The organism is Xanthomarina sp. F1114 (assembly GCF_026410255.1).
GTDB lineage: Bacteria > Bacteroidota > Bacteroidia > Flavobacteriales > Flavobacteriaceae > Xanthomarina.
The window spans coordinates 154581-174051 of the sequence record NZ_JAPMLL010000003.1; the positions used below are offsets into that span (position 1 = coordinate 154581).

The 19471-nt window shown below is 32.6% G+C and carries 22 protein-coding genes; 8 read left to right on the forward strand and 14 right to left on the reverse strand.

Features of this window, described 5'->3' with window-relative positions:
- The first annotated feature begins 193 nt into the window (after nt 1-193).
- Together OS188_RS03345 and rimM are read left to right on the forward strand one after the other, a co-directional pair.
- The gene (locus OS188_RS03345; protein ID WP_267147401.1) at nt 194-727 is read left to right on the forward strand and encodes a 30S ribosomal protein S16; all 534 of its coding nucleotides are present in this window, start codon (nt 194-196) and stop codon (nt 725-727) included.
- 160 nt (nt 728-887) lie between these two features.
- Nucleotides 888-1412 carry a ribosome maturation factor RimM gene (gene rimM / locus OS188_RS03350; RefSeq protein WP_267147402.1) on the forward strand — a complete coding sequence of 175 codons (525 nt, stop codon included), beginning with the start codon at nt 888-890 and terminating at the stop codon, nt 1410-1412.
- 87 nt (nt 1413-1499) lie between these two features.
- Here rimM and OS188_RS03355 read toward each other — a convergent pair whose 3' ends face one another.
- On the reverse strand, nt 1500-2699 hold the full coding sequence (locus OS188_RS03355; RefSeq protein ID WP_267147403.1) for a sensor histidine kinase: 1200 nt from the start codon (nt 2697-2699) through the stop codon (nt 1500-1502).
- A gap of 103 nt (nt 2700-2802) precedes the next feature.
- Between OS188_RS03355 and OS188_RS03360 the strand changes: the two genes are divergently transcribed.
- The 3 genes from OS188_RS03360 (at nt 2803) to OS188_RS03370 (ending at nt 5899) form a co-directional block, all read left to right on the forward strand.
- Nucleotides 2803-3513 carry a tRNA1(Val) (adenine(37)-N6)-methyltransferase gene (locus OS188_RS03360; protein WP_267147404.1) on the forward strand — a complete coding sequence of 237 codons (711 nt, stop codon included), beginning with the start codon at nt 2803-2805 and terminating at the stop codon, nt 3511-3513.
- 183 nt (nt 3514-3696) lie between these two features.
- Nucleotides 3697-4875, forward strand: a complete 1179-nt coding sequence (locus tag OS188_RS03365) for an acyl-CoA dehydrogenase family protein (protein WP_267147405.1) — start codon at nt 3697-3699, stop codon at nt 4873-4875.
- Between the two features lie 70 nt (nt 4876-4945).
- Entirely contained in the window at nt 4946-5899 is a 954-nt protein-coding gene (locus OS188_RS03370) for a metallophosphoesterase family protein (RefSeq protein ID WP_267147406.1), read from the forward strand.
- A 168-nt stretch (nt 5900-6067) separates the two neighbouring features.
- On the opposite strand, the gene OS188_RS03375 is transcribed toward OS188_RS03370, so the two are convergent.
- The 11 genes from OS188_RS03375 to trmB form a co-directional block, all read right to left on the reverse strand.
- Entirely contained in the window at nt 6068-6886 is an 819-nt protein-coding gene (locus OS188_RS03375) for a universal stress protein (RefSeq protein WP_267147407.1), read from the reverse strand.
- 4 nt (nt 6887-6890) lie between these two features.
- Nucleotides 6891-8372, reverse strand: a complete 1482-nt coding sequence (locus OS188_RS03380; RefSeq protein ID WP_267147408.1) for a potassium/proton antiporter — start codon at nt 8370-8372, stop codon at nt 6891-6893.
- 69 nt (nt 8373-8441) lie between these two features.
- Complete coding sequence (locus OS188_RS03385) at nt 8442-8744, reverse strand: type II toxin-antitoxin system RelE/ParE family toxin (protein ID WP_267147409.1); 303 nt, start codon at nt 8742-8744, stop codon at nt 8442-8444.
- Nucleotides 8737-8988 carry a type II toxin-antitoxin system ParD family antitoxin gene (locus tag OS188_RS03390; RefSeq protein WP_267147410.1) on the reverse strand — a complete coding sequence of 84 codons (252 nt, stop codon included), beginning with the start codon at nt 8986-8988 and terminating at the stop codon, nt 8737-8739. The genes OS188_RS03385 and OS188_RS03390 overlap by 8 nt, the downstream gene beginning before the upstream one ends.
- A gap of 222 nt (nt 8989-9210) precedes the next feature.
- A complete protein-coding gene (locus OS188_RS03395; protein WP_267147411.1) occupies nt 9211-9546 on the reverse strand; it encodes a 2Fe-2S iron-sulfur cluster-binding protein in 336 nt (111 codons plus the stop codon).
- 98 nt (nt 9547-9644) lie between these two features.
- Nucleotides 9645-10706, reverse strand: a complete 1062-nt coding sequence (locus OS188_RS03400; protein WP_267147412.1) for an NAD(P)/FAD-dependent oxidoreductase — start codon at nt 10704-10706, stop codon at nt 9645-9647.
- Between the two features lie 169 nt (nt 10707-10875).
- Nucleotides 10876-11118, reverse strand: coding sequence for a NifU family protein (locus OS188_RS03405; protein ID WP_267147413.1), 243 nt, complete (start codon nt 11116-11118; stop codon nt 10876-10878).
- 79 nt (nt 11119-11197) lie between these two features.
- Entirely contained in the window at nt 11198-12331 is a 1134-nt protein-coding gene (locus OS188_RS03410) for an Mrp/NBP35 family ATP-binding protein (RefSeq protein ID WP_267147414.1), read from the reverse strand.
- A 330-nt stretch (nt 12332-12661) separates the two neighbouring features.
- Nucleotides 12662-12991 carry an MGMT family protein gene (locus OS188_RS03415; RefSeq protein ID WP_267147415.1) on the reverse strand — a complete coding sequence of 110 codons (330 nt, stop codon included), beginning with the start codon at nt 12989-12991 and terminating at the stop codon, nt 12662-12664.
- On the reverse strand, nt 12981-13619 hold the full coding sequence (locus OS188_RS03420; RefSeq protein ID WP_267147416.1) for a LysE family transporter: 639 nt from the start codon (nt 13617-13619) through the stop codon (nt 12981-12983). Before OS188_RS03420 ends, OS188_RS03415 begins: the two co-directional genes overlap by 11 nt.
- Entirely contained in the window at nt 13619-14296 is a 678-nt protein-coding gene (gene trmB, locus OS188_RS03425) for a tRNA (guanosine(46)-N7)-methyltransferase TrmB (RefSeq protein WP_267147417.1), read from the reverse strand. Before trmB ends, OS188_RS03420 begins: the two co-directional genes overlap by 1 nt.
- Nucleotides 14297-14380: 84 nt before the next feature.
- Between trmB and OS188_RS03430 the strand changes: the two genes are divergently transcribed.
- The gene (locus OS188_RS03430; RefSeq protein ID WP_267147418.1) at nt 14381-15436 is read left to right on the forward strand and encodes a glycosyltransferase; all 1056 of its coding nucleotides are present in this window, start codon (nt 14381-14383) and stop codon (nt 15434-15436) included.
- Here the strand turns inward: OS188_RS03430 and OS188_RS03435 are convergent.
- Both OS188_RS03435 and OS188_RS03440 read right to left on the reverse strand, forming a co-directional pair.
- Nucleotides 15410-16447 (reverse strand): sensor histidine kinase, encoded by a 1038-nt coding sequence (locus tag OS188_RS03435; protein ID WP_267147419.1) that lies wholly within the window; start codon nt 16445-16447, stop codon nt 15410-15412. The genes OS188_RS03430 and OS188_RS03435 overlap by 27 nt on opposite strands.
- Nucleotides 16447-17130, reverse strand: a complete 684-nt coding sequence (locus OS188_RS03440) for a response regulator transcription factor (protein ID WP_267147420.1) — start codon at nt 17128-17130, stop codon at nt 16447-16449. The genes OS188_RS03435 and OS188_RS03440 overlap by 1 nt, the downstream gene beginning before the upstream one ends.
- Before the next feature lie 185 nt (nt 17131-17315).
- Between OS188_RS03440 and OS188_RS03445 the strand changes: the two genes are divergently transcribed.
- Complete coding sequence (locus tag OS188_RS03445) at nt 17316-17651, forward strand: T9SS type A sorting domain-containing protein (RefSeq protein WP_267147421.1); 336 nt, start codon at nt 17316-17318, stop codon at nt 17649-17651.
- A gap of 116 nt (nt 17652-17767) precedes the next feature.
- Complete coding sequence (locus OS188_RS03450; protein WP_267147422.1) at nt 17768-19423, forward strand: T9SS type A sorting domain-containing protein; 1656 nt, start codon at nt 17768-17770, stop codon at nt 19421-19423.
- Nucleotides 19424-19471: the final 48 nt, after the last annotated feature.

A 19471-nucleotide genomic window follows, 5' to 3' on the forward strand; every position in this document is an offset into this window, starting at 1 on the left:
ATATTTTCTTTCTAATTATAAAAGAAACGTAGACATTTCATATTTTATTTTAATAACTTATAATAAGAAATCAAAAATAGGATAAAAAAAAACAACGAATTAGTTTTTATATAAAAAGTTGATATTTAAAAAAATATAGTATCTTTGCACCCTTATTAATAACAGAGGTCGAGAACCTTACTAATTAATTTATATGTCAGTTAAACTTAGATTACAAAGACGAGGAAAGAAAGGGAAACCTTACTATTGGATTATTGCAGCAGATGCAAGGTCTAAAAGAGATGGTAAATACTTAGAACAAATAGGTGCTTACAATCCAAACACAAACCCAGCAACTATTGAATTAGATGTTGATAGTGCTGTAAAATGGCTTCAAAATGGAGCACAACCTACAGACACTGTAAGAGGTATTTTATCTTACAAAGGTGCTTTACTTAAAAATCACCTTGCCGGTGGTGTTAGAAAAGGTGCTTTAACAGAAGAGCAAGCTGAAGCAAAATTCACTGCTTGGTTAGAAGAAAAAGCGCAAAAAGTAGATGCAAAATCTCAAGATTTAGCAAAAGCTGACGCTGAAGCAAAAGAAAAAGCTTTTGAAGCTGAAAAAGCTGCTAACGAAGCTCGTATTGCTGCAAATGCACCAGTAGAAGAGGAAGTAGCAGAAGAAGCTGTTGAAGAAACAACAGAAGCAGAAGCTACTACGGAAGAAGCTTCTAAAGAAGAAGAATAAAAATCAAATTTTTTATACTTTTGAACCCAGATGCTATCCATCTGGGTTTTTTTATTTTATAAAGCCTGAAAAGTATTAGGTTATAATTCTCACCTAGATGGGAAGCTCATATATTTATTATAAATTTTAATTATATTCCCTTTCTTATGGGAAAATAGACATGAAAAAAGAAGACTGCTTTTATTTAGGTAAAATTGTTTCAAAATATAGTTTTAAAGGAGAACTCCTTATTAAACTGGATACAGACGAACCCAATTTATATGAAAACCTAGATGCTTTGTTTATTGACTTAAAAAATAACCTGGTACCGTTTTTTATTGAATCTTCGCAATTGCATAAATCCGATTTACTTCGTGTTAGATTTGAAGACGTAGATACAGAAGCTGATGCTGATGCCTTAATGAAATGCGATATTTATCTCCCATTAGAATTCCTACCTAAACTTGAAGGAGACAAGTTCTATTTTCATGAAATTATAGGGTATAAAGTAGAAGATATCAATTACGGACTAGTTGGAACTATTGTATCTATAAACGACGCTACGGCTCAAGCTCTTTTTGAAATAGATAGAGATGGAACTGAAATATTAATCCCTGTAAATGACGAGTTTATAAACAAATTAGATAAACCGAACAAAACACTTTTTGTTGAAACTCCTGAAGGACTTATAGATCTGTATTTATAGGAGAAATTAGATTACCTAGTTAAACAAACGGTTTAAAGTTCTATCTTTTTAATAGGTATTGAAACTCTTCTCTAAGTTAAGATTCTATTATTTTTTCAAATTAAACACAAAACTAGCTCCTCCGTTTTCCGAAGTTTTCACTTCTACTTGACCTCCTAAATTTACAATTAGCTTTTTTACTGTAGCCAGACCTATTCCTGTACCTTTATTGTTATTTCTATCCTCTCCAAAAGATGAGAATAATTCAAAAATATATTCTAATTTATCTTGTGAAATTCCCGGACCATTATCATTCACTTCAAAAATATAATCGCTGTCATTCTCCGAAAAAACTATATCTAAAACAACTTTGTCTTTATCATTATATTTAATGGCATTCGTAATTAGATTTACTAAAATTTGTGACAAAGCCGATTTATTAATAAAAACATCACCTACATTTTTTGTGTAGTTAAATACAACTTCTTCCCCTTTAGTTAGGCAGAGTTTTTTAATATGCTCCATGAATTCTTTAAAACTAACCAGCTCTTTACTGCTTTCTACCAACTCAGAATTCATGTAAAAAACTAATAATCCGTCAATATACTCACGAAGAGAATCTGATGATCCTTTTAAATATTCCAAATATTCTAAAGACTCTGAGGTAAGTTGATTTTTTAAATCTTTTTCAACCAAATCGATTAAAGAAGTAATATTTGCTAATGGCGACTTTAAATCGTGACTCACTACATTGGCAAATTTCTTAAGATTTTCATTGCGCAACAGTAATTCTTCTTGCAATTTAATAAGCTCCAAATTAACTAATCTTTGTTCAAATAAACTGACAACTTGATTAGCCAAAACTCTTATAGTTTGAATTTGTTTTTCGTTTAAAGAATTAGGTTTAACATCAAAAACGCACAAGGTTCCAAGTCTATATCCGTCTGGATTTACTAAAGGAACTCCGGCGTAAAACACCGCATTTTGCTCTGTAACCAAGGGGTTATCTTTAAACCGTTCATCCGTTCTAGCATCTTCAATAATAGTTATTGGATCATCGGAAATAATGGCGTGTCCACAAAATGAAATATCTCTTGGAGATTGATTAAATGGAACTCCATGATGCGACTTAAGAAAGTTTCTGTCTTGGTCCAGCAAGGTAATTAAAGAAATAGGCGCATCTGTAATTAAAGACACCAAAGCGGTTATTTCATTATAACTCTGTTCAGGTAAAGTATCTAATAGTTGATATTGGTTGACAGCATTTTGTCTTAATTTTTCATTTTCCGGTAAAGCAGGAACTTTCATAAATAAATTTTGAGTGTTTAAATTTACGCAATAAAGTTTCGCATATTTCTATATTAAGAATAATTTAGCAATCAAATTATTTAATTTTTAAACATCTATATCAATGGGTCCTTTTCAATTTAAAGAGTTTTCAGTAAATCAAGAACGTTGCGCCATGAAAATTGGCACAGACTCTGTATTACTTGGAGCTTGGACTTCTATAAAAAAACAACCATTTTCTATTTTAGATATTGGTGCTGGCACGGGAGTTTTAGCCTTAATGTTAGCGCAAAGAAGTAATGCAGAACTTATTGATGCACTAGAAATTGACGACGAAGCATACGAACAATGTGTTGATAATTTTGAAAACTCTCCCTGGGGAGATAGGCTTTTTTGTTATCATGCTTCTTTAGAGGAATTTGTTCTTGATATTGATGATAAATACGAGCTAATTATTTCTAACCCTCCATTTTATTCTGAAGATTACAAAACTGAAAACAGTCAACGTGATCTAGCGCGTTTTACAGATGCTCTACCTTTTAATCATCTTATTGATGGGGTTTCAAAACTATTATCGGAGAACGGTTTGTTTTCTGTTATTATTCCCTTTAAAGAGGAGGAGCATTTTATTACTTTAGCTTTAAAAACTGGATTATTCCCAAATAGTGTCTTACACATAAAAGGAACACCCAATTCAAAAATTAAGCGAAGCCTTATAGAGTTTTCATTTTATAAAACAGAAATAAACACGGAGGAGCTTATTATAGAAACCTCAAGGCATCAATACACTTCAGACTATATAAATTTGACAAAAGATTTTTATCTTAAGATGTAACAAATTGTTACATTTGCTTTTATATTCATATTTTAATTATTTATTTTTAAAATTATGTTGAAGGATGAATGAAATGAGCACTTATGCAAAGTTCAACTAAACTTCTAAAACAATAAAAACGAACAGATGAACCGAGCAAGTTTGCGAAAAACATCTGTCCTCTAAAACAATAAAAACGAACAGATGAAACCTGATTTATTTGAAGCTCCTGATTATTATAACTTAGACGAATTATTAACCGACGAACATAAATTAGTACGTGATGCGGCTAGAGAATGGGTAAAGCGTGATGTATCTCCTATTATAGAAGAGTATGCACAAAAAGCAGAATTCCCAAAACAAATTATCAATGGATTAGCCGAGATTGGTGCTTTTGGCCCATATATTCCACACGAATATGGTGGGGCTGGATTAGACCAAATATCTTATGGTTTAATCATGCAAGAAATTGAACGAGGAGATTCTGGAGTTCGTAGTACGGCTTCTGTCCAATCGTCTTTAGTAATGTATCCAATCTGGAAATACGGAAACGAAGAACAACGAAAAAAATACTTACCAAAATTAGCATCTGGCGAATGGATAGGTTCTTTTGGATTAACAGAACCTGACCATGGATCTAATCCTGGAGGCATGACCACAAATTTTAAAGATATGGGCGACCATTATCTTTTAAATGGTGCTAAAATGTGGATTTCTAATGCTCCATTTTGTGAAATAGCAGTTGTTTGGGCTAAAAATGAAGAGGGTAGAATTCATGGTTTAGTAGTAGAACGTGGCATGGAAGGCTTTTCAACTCCTGAAACACATAACAAATGGTCTTTAAGAGCTTCAGCTACTGGCGAACTAATATTTGATAATGTAAAAGTTCCAAAAGAAAACTTATTACCAAACAAATCTGGACTTGGTGCTCCACTTGGATGCTTAGATTCTGCACGTTTTGGAATTGCCTGGGGAGCTATTGGTGCTGCCATGGACTGTTACGATACAGCTTTACGCTACAGTAAAGAACGTATGCAATTTGGAAAACCAATTGGACAATTTCAACTACAACAAAAGAAACTAGCTGAAATGATTACTGAAATAACGAAAGCACAATTATTAGCCTGGAGACTTGGTGTAATGCGTGAAAACGGCACAGCAACCTCTGCGCAAATTTCTATGGCTAAACGTAACAATGTGGATATGGCAATTAATATTGCCCGAGAAGCTAGACAAATGTTAGGCGGTATGGGGATTACTGGAGAATATTCGATTATGCGTCATTCTATGAACTTAGAAAGTGTAATTACTTACGAAGGAACTCACGATATACACTTATTAATTACTGGATTGGATGTTACAGGATTAAATGCCTTCAAATAAAACTCCCACGAAAGTGGGAATCTCTTGGTACAATTCAAATGCCATCAGATTTATAAAACAAAAACCTAAAATGCTCTTCATAATTGAGGAGCATTTTTTATTGAAATTTGTTTACTTTTACTATATGCTTTCCAGTAAAAAACGATTAGACAGAGCTTTCAAAAACGCTAAAATCATTCCTTTTGACGATTCTAGTAAGTTTATTCTTTTTAGCGATTGCCATCGGGGAGATAATAGTTTTGCAGATGATTTTGCTAATAATCGAAATATTTATTTTCATGCTCTACAACATTATTATTCTCAAGGATTTCAATACTGTGAAATTGGTGATGGTGATGAGCTCTGGGAAAACCTATCCTTTCAACCAATATTTGAAGCTCATAAGAATGTTTACTTACTTATGAAACTGTTTCACGAGCAAGAAAGACTACATTTAATTTGGGGAAATCATGATATGGTTTATAGAAATCAGGAATATATTGACAAAAACCTATCCACTTATTTCGATCCTAAATTAGGAGAAGATGTCGATTTATTTTGCAATGTCAAGTATTATGAAGGCATTATTTTAAAACATAAAGACACGCAGCAAGAATTATTTTTAACGCATGGCCATCAAGCAGACTCGTGGAATTATACGTTTTGGAAAATCAGTCGTTTTATGGTTCGTGCATTATGGAAACCATTAAACGTTATGGGAATTGCAGACCCTACAAGTCCTGCCAAAAACTATAAGGAATTAATTAAAATTGAACGTCGAACTAAAAACTGGATAACAGATAATAATAACTTAATTACTATAGTTGGACATACACACAGACCAAGGTTTCCCAATCCTGGAGAGATTGCTTATTTTAACGATGGTAGCTGTGTACACCCTAGAAGTATAACTGGAATAGAAATAGAAAACGGTGAAATATCTTTAATAAAATGGTATATAGACACTACTAAAACTGGCATGCTTCAAATTGTTAGAGTTTTACTAGAAGGACCAAGAAAGCTGATGGACTATAAGACGGAGTAAAGTAGTGGGTAGTGGATAGTGGGTAGTAAAATAGAACTGAGAGAATAGAATATATACTCAAAAAAAAAAAAAACGGCAATTCTATTCATAAAGGCTCTACGCTTTCTACTTCACCCTCTTGTTTTCGTTATGCTAGAGACGGGCGAGCAGGTTCAAGATTTAGCGCGATTATGGCAAAACAATTAAAGGTGTTTGTCCTTCGTGAACTAAATCGTTAATTAAAAATCGTCTAAAAATCTGATCGGTTAGAAAACGTGATCCTCTTTGAACAATTAGAATTTCGTCAATTTTATTATTAATTACTTTCTTGATATCTTCCAATCTGTTTTTCCCTTCGTAAATAGCAAAATCTGTATTAAATCTGTTTGCAAATTTTTCTGACAGCTCCCTCAATTGGTTCTCTATTTGCTTTGTTTCTTCATCTGGGTACGCCAAGTAAAAAAATGTAATATGAGTGTTTTCACTATCTATAAACCTTAAAAAATTATTCAATTCTATAATATTTAATGGTTTTTTTTCATTTACTGCAATATATATTTTCTCATGGGTATAGCTATCAATCTCCTTAGGCATGGCAACAACAATATTCTCTGTATTTCTAATAATTTCTAATGCAACACTCCCAAGAAATAATTTTTTAAACATTCCAGTGCCTTTTAAACCAACAAAAACCAGGTTGTCAAAGGGCTCTGAAAGTAACTTTGAAAGAGATATTTGAAAATGATTTTCTGAAACAGAATAAGAAAAGTTAGCTGTATTTGGAATAATAGATTGTGCCAATGTTTTTAATTCTCGAAGAGCGTCGTTATTGGTTTGTTGTATTATTTGTTCTTTTGTTTCGCTATCTGCAAGAGTAGGCACTAGTGCGTTTGATTGATGAAGCAATAAAATTCTAGCATTGGCTTCTATACTCCACTCGTATGCGTATTTTATCAGATTTCTAGAATATTCTGAAAAGTCAATTAATAAAATAAATCGTTTTCTCATGTCTTTACATTTTTATTGCTTTAATTGGTTTGTTCAAACAGTCGTTTACCTCCGAAAAATCTGTTTCTTTGTCTGCTAGCACCACTAAAATATCATTTGTTTTAATTTCTGTTGACCCTCCGGGTCGAATAAATTCTCCGTTTCGTTTTATCATAGCTATAAAAGCAGAACTTGGAAAGTTCAAATCTACTATACGTTTATCTACTGAAAAAGAATCTGGTGGAATTTTAACTTCCTCTAAAAAAGATTTAGGCATATTTAAAATAAGCTTATCAATCTCTGTTATTCGCTTTTTTTCTTCAGGTAGAGCTACATTTAACCATTTTGCTACTACAGACAAGGTTGTTCCTTGAATAAGTACAGAAGTTACCGAAATAAAAAATACAATATTAAAAATCATATTTGCTTTATCAATTCCTGCTAAAAGTGGATAAGTTGCAAATACAATAGGTACTGCTCCACGTAATCCTACCCATGAAATATAAAACCTTCGCCTTAGTTTCATCTTAAAAAACATCAAACTAATAAAAACACTTACTGGTCTTGCTATTAAAATTAGGAACAAAGAAATAAGCAACCCAATACCCATATATGGAATTATTTCTGAAGGAAACACAAGTAGCCCTAGAGTAAGGAACAGGACAATTTGCATGAGCCAAGCTAAGCCATCAAACATTTTCAAGATTGTTTTTTTATTTATAAGGTCTTGATTTCCTAAGAAAACCGCACAAATATAAATTGCTAGAAATCCATTTCCTCCAATAAAATCTGTGGCTGAAAAAGTGATAAACATAAGCGAAATTACTAAAACGGGATAAAGCCCATCAATACCTAATTTAATTTTATTAATAATTAACTTACTCAGTTTTCCAAATGCAAACCCGCAAACACTACCAATTAACATCTGTTGAAAAAATAACGGCACAACAGAGGCTAGACTTTTATCTTGATTAACTACTAAAGACAAACATGCAATAGTTAGTACATAAGCCATGGGGTCGTTACTTCCACTTTCTAACTCTAAGGTAGGTCTAATATTTTTTTTTAGAGCCAGACTTTTAGAACGTAAAATTGAAAAGACAGCTGCAGCATCTGTAGAGGAGACAATTGAGCCCAAAAGCATACTTTCATAAATAGTAAAATCTGTAACAGACCAAACAAATGTTCCTAATGTTATTGCCGTGAGCAACACTCCCAGAGTTGACAATACAATACCTTCTTTAAGAATGGGTTTTACAGATTTCCACTGAGTTTCCAGCCCTCCTGAAAACAGAATAAAATTAAGAGAAACAATTCCAATAAATTGAGCAATTTTTGGATTATCAAAATAAATACCTCCAATTCCATCTGTTCCTGCCAGCATACCTATTCCTAGGAAAAGTAATAAGGTTGGAACTCCAAATTTATAAGAAGATTTTCCGGCTACTACACTTATAAAAAGTAATATAGAACCAATTAAAAGTATGTTTTCTGTTGTTATATTCATTCTGTAGTTATCTAATCTTTTGCGCCAAATCTAGTTATTAAAGATACTTTATTAGATAAAAAAACATATTTAGATTTCTATTTCTATATTTTTAAACCTCATGTTGTTATGTAAAATTCTAAGAATAATGGCATTACTATCTTCAGTAATTCTGAAGAAAATTATATGGTGAAAGTTATTTAATTTAAATATGCTTGGAGCAATTTCAGTGTGTTTTTTACTTAAAGAAAAGTTTTGTGTTATTTCTTGGCAAGTATGAATTAACAGATTGTAATAAATATCAGCTTGATATTCTGATGATTTATAAAAAGTATCTTTCCAAATATTGGATAAATCTTCAATGGCTTTTGTAGTTATATTTAAATTAGCCATTAGAATCTTTCTTTAATTTTAGAGACTTAAGGTGCTCCTTTGAATTAAAGTTATGATTAATTCCACTATCAATACCTTCTTGAATAGCATTTTTCAATACAGTAACCTTAGTTTCCTCCTTCTCCAAAAGTCGTAATCCAGCTCGAATAACTTCACTTACATTTTTATACCTCCCTTCGCTAATCCGACTATGAATAAATTGATCAAAATAAACACCAAGGGAGATGGATGTGTTTTTACTCATGTTTATACAATTTACTCAAATATACCAAAATTTGGTATAATTTCAAAATAACCTGTATTGGATTCGTAATAAATCATTATGCATTTCAGTAGCTTAAACATACAGTTAGGAATTACTTAGACTCGTTTTTGAAAGGCATAAAAAAACCTATCAGGTTTTACAACTTGATAGGATTTATATAGTTTTTTCCGACTTTGTAATTCCTGAATTCGCAGAAACAAATCAACTTTCTGGAGCTAACTCCACTTCCAAGCCTTCCATTTCGGGTGTTATTTGTATTTGACAACCTAGACGAGAATTATCTTTAACATAAAAAGCTTCACTTAACATGGCTTCTTCGTCATCTTGCTTTTCTGGTAATTCTGTTTCACTTAGCACATAACATTGACAAGATGCGCACATTGCCATACCGCCACAAATACCTATGGTGCCTTCTGGAGCTAACTCATAACTTCTAACCACCTCCATTAAGTTCATAGCCATATCGGTTGGAGCAACAATTTCGTGCAAAACCCCATCTCTATCCGTTATTTTTAAATTTACATCCTGCTGATTCATATGTTGATATTATTTAAAACAAGAAAAGTATAATTTACTTTAATCTAAGTTTGAAATACATTTAATTCTTCCGTCTTATTATTCTGGTTTCAATAACCTTATTCTATAGCTTTAACAACTGCTTTAGGCGCTTCTTTTCTAGAACCATCAAAGCCATCTATTCCACTAACTGTTGTATATTTTAGCACGTATTTTTTACCAGGATTAAGAATTTGATAAGCTGCCTGGCACATTAAAGTCGCTTCATGGAACCCACATAGAATTAACTTTAATTTTCCTGGATAAGTATTTATGTCTCCAATAGCAAAAATACCTGGAATGTTAGTTTGGTAATCTAAAGCGTTATTTACCTTAATAGCATTCTTTTCTATTTCTAATCCCCAATTTGCGATAGGACCTAGCTTTGGAGAAAGTCCGAATAATGGAATAAAATGATCACATTCTATCTCAAACTCACGTTCTATATGTTCTGCCTGGGTAACAACCACTGCTTTTACATGACGATCTCCAACAATACTGGTAACCTCGGCAGGGGTAATTAGGTTTATTTTACCTGAATTTTTTAATTCTTGTACTTTTTCAACAGAATCTAATGCTCCTCTAAATTCATTTCTTCTATGAATTAAAGTCACTTCTGAAGCTATATCTGCTAAAAAAATACTCCAATCTAAGGCAGAGTCTCCTCCTCCAGAAATAACTACACGTTTGTTTCGGTATTTTTCTGGATTCTTTATAAAATACTCCACGCCCTTATCTTCAAAAAAATTAATATTGTGAATTAGAGGCTTTCTAGGCTCAAAACTTCCTAAACCTCCAGCAATTGCAACTATAGGAGCGTGATGTTTAGTCCCTTTGTTGGTAGTTACAATAAAAGTTCCGTCCTCTTGTTTATCAATAGTTTCTGCACGTTCTCCCAAAGTAAACCCCGGCTCAAACTGCTTACATTGCTCTAATAAATTCTGGGTTAAATCGTCTGCAAGAATCTCTGGAAAACCTGGAATATCGTAAATAGGTTTTTTAGGATATATTTCTGAACACTGTCCGCCAGGTTGTGGTAAAGCGTCTATTAAATGACATTTTAATTTTAATAATCCTGCCTCGAATACGGCAAACAATCCTGTTGGACCAGCTCCAATAATAAGTATATCTGTTTTAATCATATAATAGCCCACAACAGTGGGAAAATCTTTAATTTAACTTTGATTTTAAGTGGCAAAATTCCGATAATTCTTTTAAAATATTTATGATTTTTATCATTTTAAGCGAAGTTTTATCCAACATATCAGATCTAGATAAAATTATGTCGGAACAAGTACCGGAATGCAGAAATCAGGCTTCAACATTAATGACTTCCTCAATTTGAGGCGCGTATTTTTTAATGGTCATTTCCACACCGGATCTCAAGGTCATTTGATTGACACTACAACCTACACAAGCACCTTCTAATTGCACTCTAACAAGTTTATCACCTTCAATGGATAATAAAGAAATATCTCCACCATCACTTTGTAAAAATGGACGTATTTCGTCTAATGCTTTTTCAACATTAATTCTTAATTCTTCTGTAGTCATCTTCTATTTATTTTTCTCTAAGGCTCTCTTAGTTTAACCGCAACCTGCCTGAAACTATGAAAGCACATAAAGTAATATGTTATTTTTTAACTGCTGAACATCCAGCCATGGTTGTAATTTTTATAGCTTCGGTTGGCGGTAAATTTGTATTTCTTCTTACCACTTCTTGGGCCACATTCTGCGTTATTTTTTCAAAAGCTTCCTCTAAAGGTGTTGCTGTTTGTAAAGCGGCTGGGCGACCAACATCTCCAGCTTCACGAATGCTCTGTACTAAAGGAATCTCACCTAAAAACGGTACATTTAAATCTTCAGACAAATGCTTAGCACCTTCTTTTCCAAAGATATAATATTTATTTTCAGGTAATTCTTCTGGTGTAAAATATGCCATGTTTTCAATAATTCCTAAAACAGGAACATTAATACTTTCTTGCTGAAACATTGCTACTCCTTTTTTGGCATCTGCTAAAGCCACATTTTGAGGTGTACTAACCACAACTGCTCCTGTAATTGGCAAAGCTTGCATAATACTTAAATGAATATCTCCTGTTCCCGGTGGTAAATCGATTAACATAAAATCTAGTTCTGCCCAATGAGCATCGAAAATCATTTGATTTAATGCTTTTGAAGCCATAGGACCTCTCCACACTACAGCTTGACCTGGTTGGGTAAAAAATCCAATAGATAAAATCTTAACCCCATAATTTTCTACAGGTTTCATTTTAGATTTCCCTTCAATATTTACAGCTAAAGGTTTTTCATTCTCTACCTGAAACATCATAGGTATTGATGGTCCATAAATATCGGCATCCAGAATTCCAACTTTAAAGCCCATTTTTGCTAAAGAAACAGCTAAATTAGAGGTTACTGTAGATTTTCCTACTCCACCTTTACCAGAAGCAACGGCAATTATATTTTGGATTCCAGGAATCTGTTTTCCTTTAATTTCGTTTTTTGGTTGGGTACTTGCTTCCACTTTTACATTGACTGTAATTTTTGCTTTTTCGTATACCAAATCATGAATGGTTTTCATGATCTCCACTTCTGTTTTCTTTTTTGCCTGTAATGCAGGATTATTTATTACAATATCTACAACTACCTCATCGGCAAAAGTAACTACGTTTTTTACAGCACCACTTTCTACCATATTCTGTCCTTCTCCTGGAGCAGAAATTGTTTCAAGAGCTTTTAATATGTCTTGTTTATTAAGTTTCATGTTTTTTAAGATATTAGAAGAAGACAAACGAAATAAATGTTTTTAAGCTAGACATTTTTATCCTATTTCAATTTAGCTTTCTTCTAGTTATTAAGAATCATTCTAAAATGCAAATATACAGCGAATTGTTTAGAATTTGAAATAGATTAATTGAAAATGATAATTAAAATATTAGAACGAAACACCTCGTTCTTGACTTCTAATTAACATAAGAAAAAACTCTAAATTTTTAGAAGCCACAATTAGAAATTGTTTTCACAATTTAAAGAATTGTCATTGAATTTTGGTTAGTAACAGTGAAAATGAAATTCTTGGAAAGTTTAAAAGAACTTACAGTTCTTTAGATGGATCCCAGAATTTAGCTTCAAAATTCTGAATTTGGTTATCTATAACTTCAATACCTTCATTTTCCAGCAATTGCAGCATTAAGTTTGTACCCTCAAAATGATATTTCCCAGTTAATAAGCCTTTTCTATTAACTACCCGATGTGCTGGAACATCTTTACTATGAGACCCATTCATAGCATATCCAACCATTCTAGCACTTTTTGCTGCTCCAAGATATATAGCTATTGCCCCATAACTTGTAACACGGCCAAAAGGTATTTGACGTGCAACAGCATATACCTTGTCAAAAAAACTTAACGTTTCAGGCTTCATATAGATCTTTTAAAATATTAATAAGAGTAATTATTGCCACTACACCTGTAATAATACCTATTAAATAATTCATGCTTTTTTGCGATGCTATTTTGTGATCTTTTATCTTTTCGAAAAAACGAATATATAAATACAAAGCAAAAAAAGTACCTAAAGTACAACCAATTACAAAGGCTCCAATACCGAAATTATCGAATTCTAAAATTCCAAAAGAGGCTATTGTAACAGCTATATAAGCCTGGTACGGAATTGGAAAAAAATTGATTGCTGAAAGAAACATACCATGAAAAAAGCGTTTGGTCTTACTTCTAGAGTCAACCTCTTGATTTTTTACATCGGAACTTTTAGCTATAAATAAAAAGTAAATACTAAGCAACGCAAAAATAACTAAAGCCACAGTACGTAAAACCCCAATAACATCTGGGTGATTGCTTAAATAACGTGCAAAAATAGTGGCAATTAACGATTGAAAGACAACGATAGTACAGGCTCCTAAGGCAAACATAACTCCTCTGTTAAGACCTTCTTTAAGGCTAATTTTTGCAGCTGTTATGTTTATCAAACCTGGAGGCATGGTAGCTGTAAAAGTCGCCAAAAAACCGAGAAATAATACAAGAGCTAAATCCACTAATTTTTTATTTTAAACCGAATATACGTAATTGGTTTGTTTTGTTCTAAGTATTGGTTTTCATAAAAGGTTTGAATACTAGTTACATCTTCTGGACTTCCCTCTTGCTTATATACATTATGGTTAGCATAAAGCACTTCGTGACCCGCACCATGAAGTAAACCCAAGGTATAACCATGCATAAACTCGCTGTCGGTTTTAAGATTAACAACGCCATCTTCTTTTAAAATAGTTTTGTAGCGTTTTAAGAACTCTGAATTGGTCATTCTGTGTTTAGTACGCTTATATTTTATTTGAGGATCTGGGAAAGTTATCCAAATTTCGTCCACCTCATTAGCTGCAAAAGCATGATCGATTAATTCAATTTGCGTACGTAAAAAAGCTACGTTTGGTAGGTTTTCTTCGAGAGCGGTTTTTGCACCTCTCCAAAATCTAGCACCTTTAATATCGATTCCAACAAAATTCTTGTTCGGATATTTTCTAGCTAAAGCCACAGAATATTCACCCTTTCCACAACCTAACTCTAAAATCAAAGGGTTATTATTTTTAAAAAAAGCCTGATTCCAATTACCTTTTAAATTGAATTGACCATTTACTAATTCATCTCTTGATGGCTGAAACACATTAGCAAAGGTTTCATTTTCGTTAAAACGTTTTAATTTATTTTTACTTCCCACTGATTTTTTTTCTATTAAAATATAATTCGACAAAATTACGGAAATATATGCAAGGGGAATATTCTTATCTTTGTTTTTATATACATGAGCAAACAAATTTTAGTAGCGCCTTTAAATTGGGGATTGGGTCACGCCACAAGGTGTATCCCTATTATTCACGCCTTAATTGAACACAATTTTACTCCAATAATTGCTAGCGATGGCATGGCACTTGATCTCTTAAAAAAAGAATTTCAGAATTTAAAGTTTATAAGTCTTCCTTCGTATGATATTAGCTACCCTAAAAACAAGCATCTTTTAAAACTAAAACTACTTCAACAAACTCCAAAAATTCTTAAAGCTATTAGTACTGAAAAAAAACTTGTTGAAAAGTTGGTTAAAAATAATGATATTGATGGAATTATCTCAGACAACAGATTTGGTGTTTATCATAAAGATATTCCCTCTGTTTTTATAACACATCAGTTACAAGTTTTAAGTGGAAATAGCACATGGTTAAGTAGCAAACTGCATGAGAGTTTTATTAGGAATTTTGACGAATGCTGGGTGCCAGATTTAGAAAACACACCAAATCTTAGTGGAAAGCTTGGTCACATATATTTTAAAGATATTCCTATTAAATATACGGGAGTTTTAAGTCGGTTTTCAAAAAGAGAAAGTGACATCAAAAACGACATTATGGTTTTGCTTTCTGGTCCTGAGCCTCAACGAAGTATGCTTGAAGAAAAATTGCTAAAAGAATTAAAATATTTTTCCGGAAACGTCCTATTTGTGAGAGGAGTGGTTGAAGAGCTCGAATCGATTCAAGAAACAGAGAATTTAACTGTATATAATTTTATGACAAGCAAACGCTTAGAAAAAGCGTTAAACGAAAGTAAGCTTATTATTTCTAGATCTGGATATACGACTATTATGGATTTGGCAAAATTGGAAAAATCAGCATTTTTTATTCCTACTCCCGGGCAGTTTGAGCAAGAATATTTAGCTGAAAGACTGGATAATGCCAGATTAGTACCAAGTTGCAAACAAGATGAATTTAGCCTAGCTAAACTAGAAAAAACCAAAGAATATAAAGGATTGAGGAAATTTGAAGAAACTACAAATTTTAACGATCTATTCAGCCTTTTCCATACTAAATGAGAATTCACTTCCTACACCCAGCTCGCTTTCTATATAAATTTTTTCGTCGTGAGCCTCTATAATGTGTTTTACTATAGACAAGCCCAATCCCGATCCCCCTTCCTTTCTAGAGCCACTTTTATCTACTCTATAAAAGCGTTCAAAAACCCGAGATAAATTACTTCCCGAAATACCTTCTCCATTATCTGTTACACGAACAATTACCTTATTTTTAATTAAGTTTTCAATACTAATTTCCGTCGTTCCTTTTTCTCTTCCGTATTTAATAGAGTTAACCACCAAATTAGTTAACACCTGCTGAATGCGCTCTATATCTGCATTTACCATGATAGGTTGTTTATAATCTACATCGAAAATTAAGGTTATCTTTTTCTTGGCAGCCTTCATTTCTAATAAATCGAAAACATTTTTAATTACCTCTACAATATCGAAGGTTGTAATACTTAGCCTTAAATCTCCTACCTCTAATTTGGTAATCATATCCAAATCTTTTACAATATAAATAAGCCTTTCCACCCCTTTATTTGCTCTTTGTAAATATTTTTCTCGAATATTCTCATCGTTTATTGCACCATCAGCTAAGGTTAACAAATAACCTTGCACGGTAAATAAAGGTGTTTTTAATTCGTGTGAGACATTGCCAATAAATTCTTTTCTGTATTCTTCAATTATTTTAAGGCTTTCTATTTCCAGTTTCTTATCTCTAGCATACTTATCTATTTCTCTTGTAAGTGTTGCCATATCTGTGGTAATAGGTTTAGACCCTAGGGATGCAGACTCCAGCAAGGTTAAGTCGTCATAGATTTTTTTTACGCGTCTGTAGATAAATCGTTCTGCACGGTATTGAATAATAAAAAAACAAATTGCATAACAAACAATACTATACAAAAGAATATATGCGGTTAAATCTCCCACAAAGAACAAAAAAACACCCAAAAGGAGTGTTGTTGAAAACGTAATATAGAACGCCGTTTTAATGGCGAATTTATATGTTTTTTTAATATTTCGCATTAGTCTTTAAACTTGTAACCAACTCCTTTTACTGTTTTAAAAGAATGGTTTCCAATTTTTTCACGCAGTTTTCTTATATGTACATCTATTGTTCTACCACCTACAACAACTTCGTTACCCCAAACTTTATCTAAAATTTCTTCTCGTTTAAAAACTTTTCCTGGTTTGGATGTTAATAAAGATAATAATTCAAATTCTTTTCTTGGAAGAACTATATCCTCATTATTTAAGGTTACTTTATAGGCTTCTCTGTCAATAACTAAATGCCCAATTTTTACAACAGGCTCTTCTACTTCCTCTTCTTTTAAGCGTCTTAGTAAGGATTTTACTTTACTAATTAATAATTTAGGTTTAATGGGTTTCGTAATATAGTCGTCTGCACCAGCATCAAATCCGGCAACTTGCGAGTAGTCTTCACCTCGAGCGGTTAAGAAGGTAATAATAGTATTATTTAATTCTGGAATTTTCCGGATGTTTTCGCAGGCTTCAATGCCATCCATTTCTGGCATCATAACATCTAGAATAATCAATTGGGGCTTTTCTTTTTTTGCTTTTTTAACAGCTTTCACTCCATTATTAGCTGTAATTATTTGATAACCTTCATTAGACAAATTATATCCAACAATTTCTAAAATATCAGGCTCATCGTCTACTAAAAGAATTTTAATATCCTTTTCATTCATACCATATGTTTTTCCATATTAAATGTAAAGATACTATTATTCATTATTAGATAGCTTATTCAAAAAAACAAATAACAATTAGATAATAAAGTGCTTACATTAGTTTAACATTTAAAACACCATGTTTAACAATTTTTGGTACGTTTTTTGAATTAAATTTAGTAACTTTATTTAAACTCAATTTTATGAAAAAGCAATACTTATTAATACTTTCACTAGCTGTAGGTTTGTTTTTTAGCTTAAATGGTTTTAGTCAAACTAACAACTTAGTACTACAAAACACTTCAGACATAGAAGAACTTTCTATTTTCCCGAACCCTGTAAGCCAAGGCAAACTATATATTACCTCTAAACACAATGCAGAAAAGCACATTGAAATCTACAATGTTTTAGGTAAGAACATTCTAAGCGCTACTCTATTAGAAAACGAATTGAATGTTTCTAAACTCAATGCAGGTGTTTATATTATAAAGATTACCGAAAACAATATTTCCTCAACTAGAAAGCTTGTTATTAGGTAATTATATCCTAAAAGTTATCATATTGTAAATTAGCTGACTAATCGTTATTTAGGACTTTTATTTGTCAATAAATCCCTATATTTGTTATCCTATTAATCTTATTTAAATAATTAATTATGAAAAAAATTTACTTATTATTATTCACTTTTTTAACAGTTTCGTTCTCTTTTGGACAAGAGCTACTAGTTAATGGAACCTTTGAGTCTTGGGATGATGCAACGACTCCTACAGGCTGGACGCATGTAGAAAATGTAGAGCAAGAAGCTACTGAGGTACATTCTGGCAGCTATTCTGTAAAACAATCTAGTACTGGTGGAACTAAAGACTTGGGACAAAGAGTTACTGGTATTGTTCCTGGAAACTCTTATACTGTAACGGTATGGTATAAAGTGGAGTCTGGTGACGGAACAGACGCTAGAATATGGTCTAAATGGGCTACTGACGGCTCTAATGATCATACAACTGACGCTGATGTACTCCAAGGCGTAGGACCTGGAGGTTATTTCGATAATAATGGAAATGTTTGGACCGAATATTCGGTAACAGTTACTGCCCCAGCCACTGCTAACGAGTTTTATTTTGAAGTTAGAACTTATTCAGGTGCTGTAGTTTATTGGGATGATTTTTCTTTATTCCAAGAAGCTGGTGCTGTACCAACTTTAGGTGTAACATCTCCAGCAAACGGAGCAATTATTCCTAGTTCTGATGTTGATGTAGAACTTAGCGTTCAAAACTTTGTAGTTGGAAATCCTGGAACTGGTGCAGATGGACATATCCATTATACACTAGATGGCGGGACTGCTGTAATGAAATACGATACAGATCCAATTAGTTTAACTGGATTATCTGCTGGACCTCACACTCTAAATGTAGAGTTAGTAGATGATTCTCACCAACCATTAAATCCTGCAGTTACTACTTCTGTTACTTTTGAAGTTATAGTTCCAACTCAAGTTGCAAATTTAACGGAGTTAAGAGCTGGTACTGTTGGAGATTTTTACCAATTAATGAATTCACCAACTGTAACCTATACAAGAACGAGCAGAAATGCAAAATACATTCAAGATAGCAGTGGTTCTGCTATTCTTATAGATGATACTGCTGGTGCCATTACTACAACTTTCGCTATTGGTGATGGAATGAGTGGCCTTGTAGGAGAATTAGGAGAGTTTAATAACGTTTTACAATTCATCCCTTCTACTGATGCCTCTGTAGTTTCTGGGGAAACAATTACACCAGAAATAGTTACTGTTACTGACTTATTAGCTGGACCAGCACCTTACCAATCTGAATTAGTACAAATAGAATATGCTACTTTTGCTGATGCTGGTGGTACATTCGATGGCTATACAAATTATGACATATCAGATCCATCAGGTGGTCCATTAACCTTTAGACCTTTTAACGAAGCTGATTATGTAGGTGGAACAATTCCTTCAGGACAAATTCCTATAACTGGTATTGTTGGAGAGTATAACGGTGTTGCTCAAATTAGTGCTCGTTCTTTAGATGATTTTGTGTTATCTACAAGCTCTTATGAGTTAGCTAGCTTTAACGTTTATCCAAACCCTGTTTCTAATGGTTTTGTAAACATTTCTAGTAAAACTAACGAAGTAATTCAAGTAACTGTATTCGACATCCTTGGGAAACAAGTTTTAAATAGCACTGTAAACAATAATAAACTTAATGTTTCTACATTAAATACTGGAGTTTACATCTTAAAAATTTCTCAAAACGGACAATCAACTACTAAGAAATTAGTGATTAAATAAGTCTAAATTTATTAAGACATTTTAAAAGCGTTATCAAAATTGGTAACG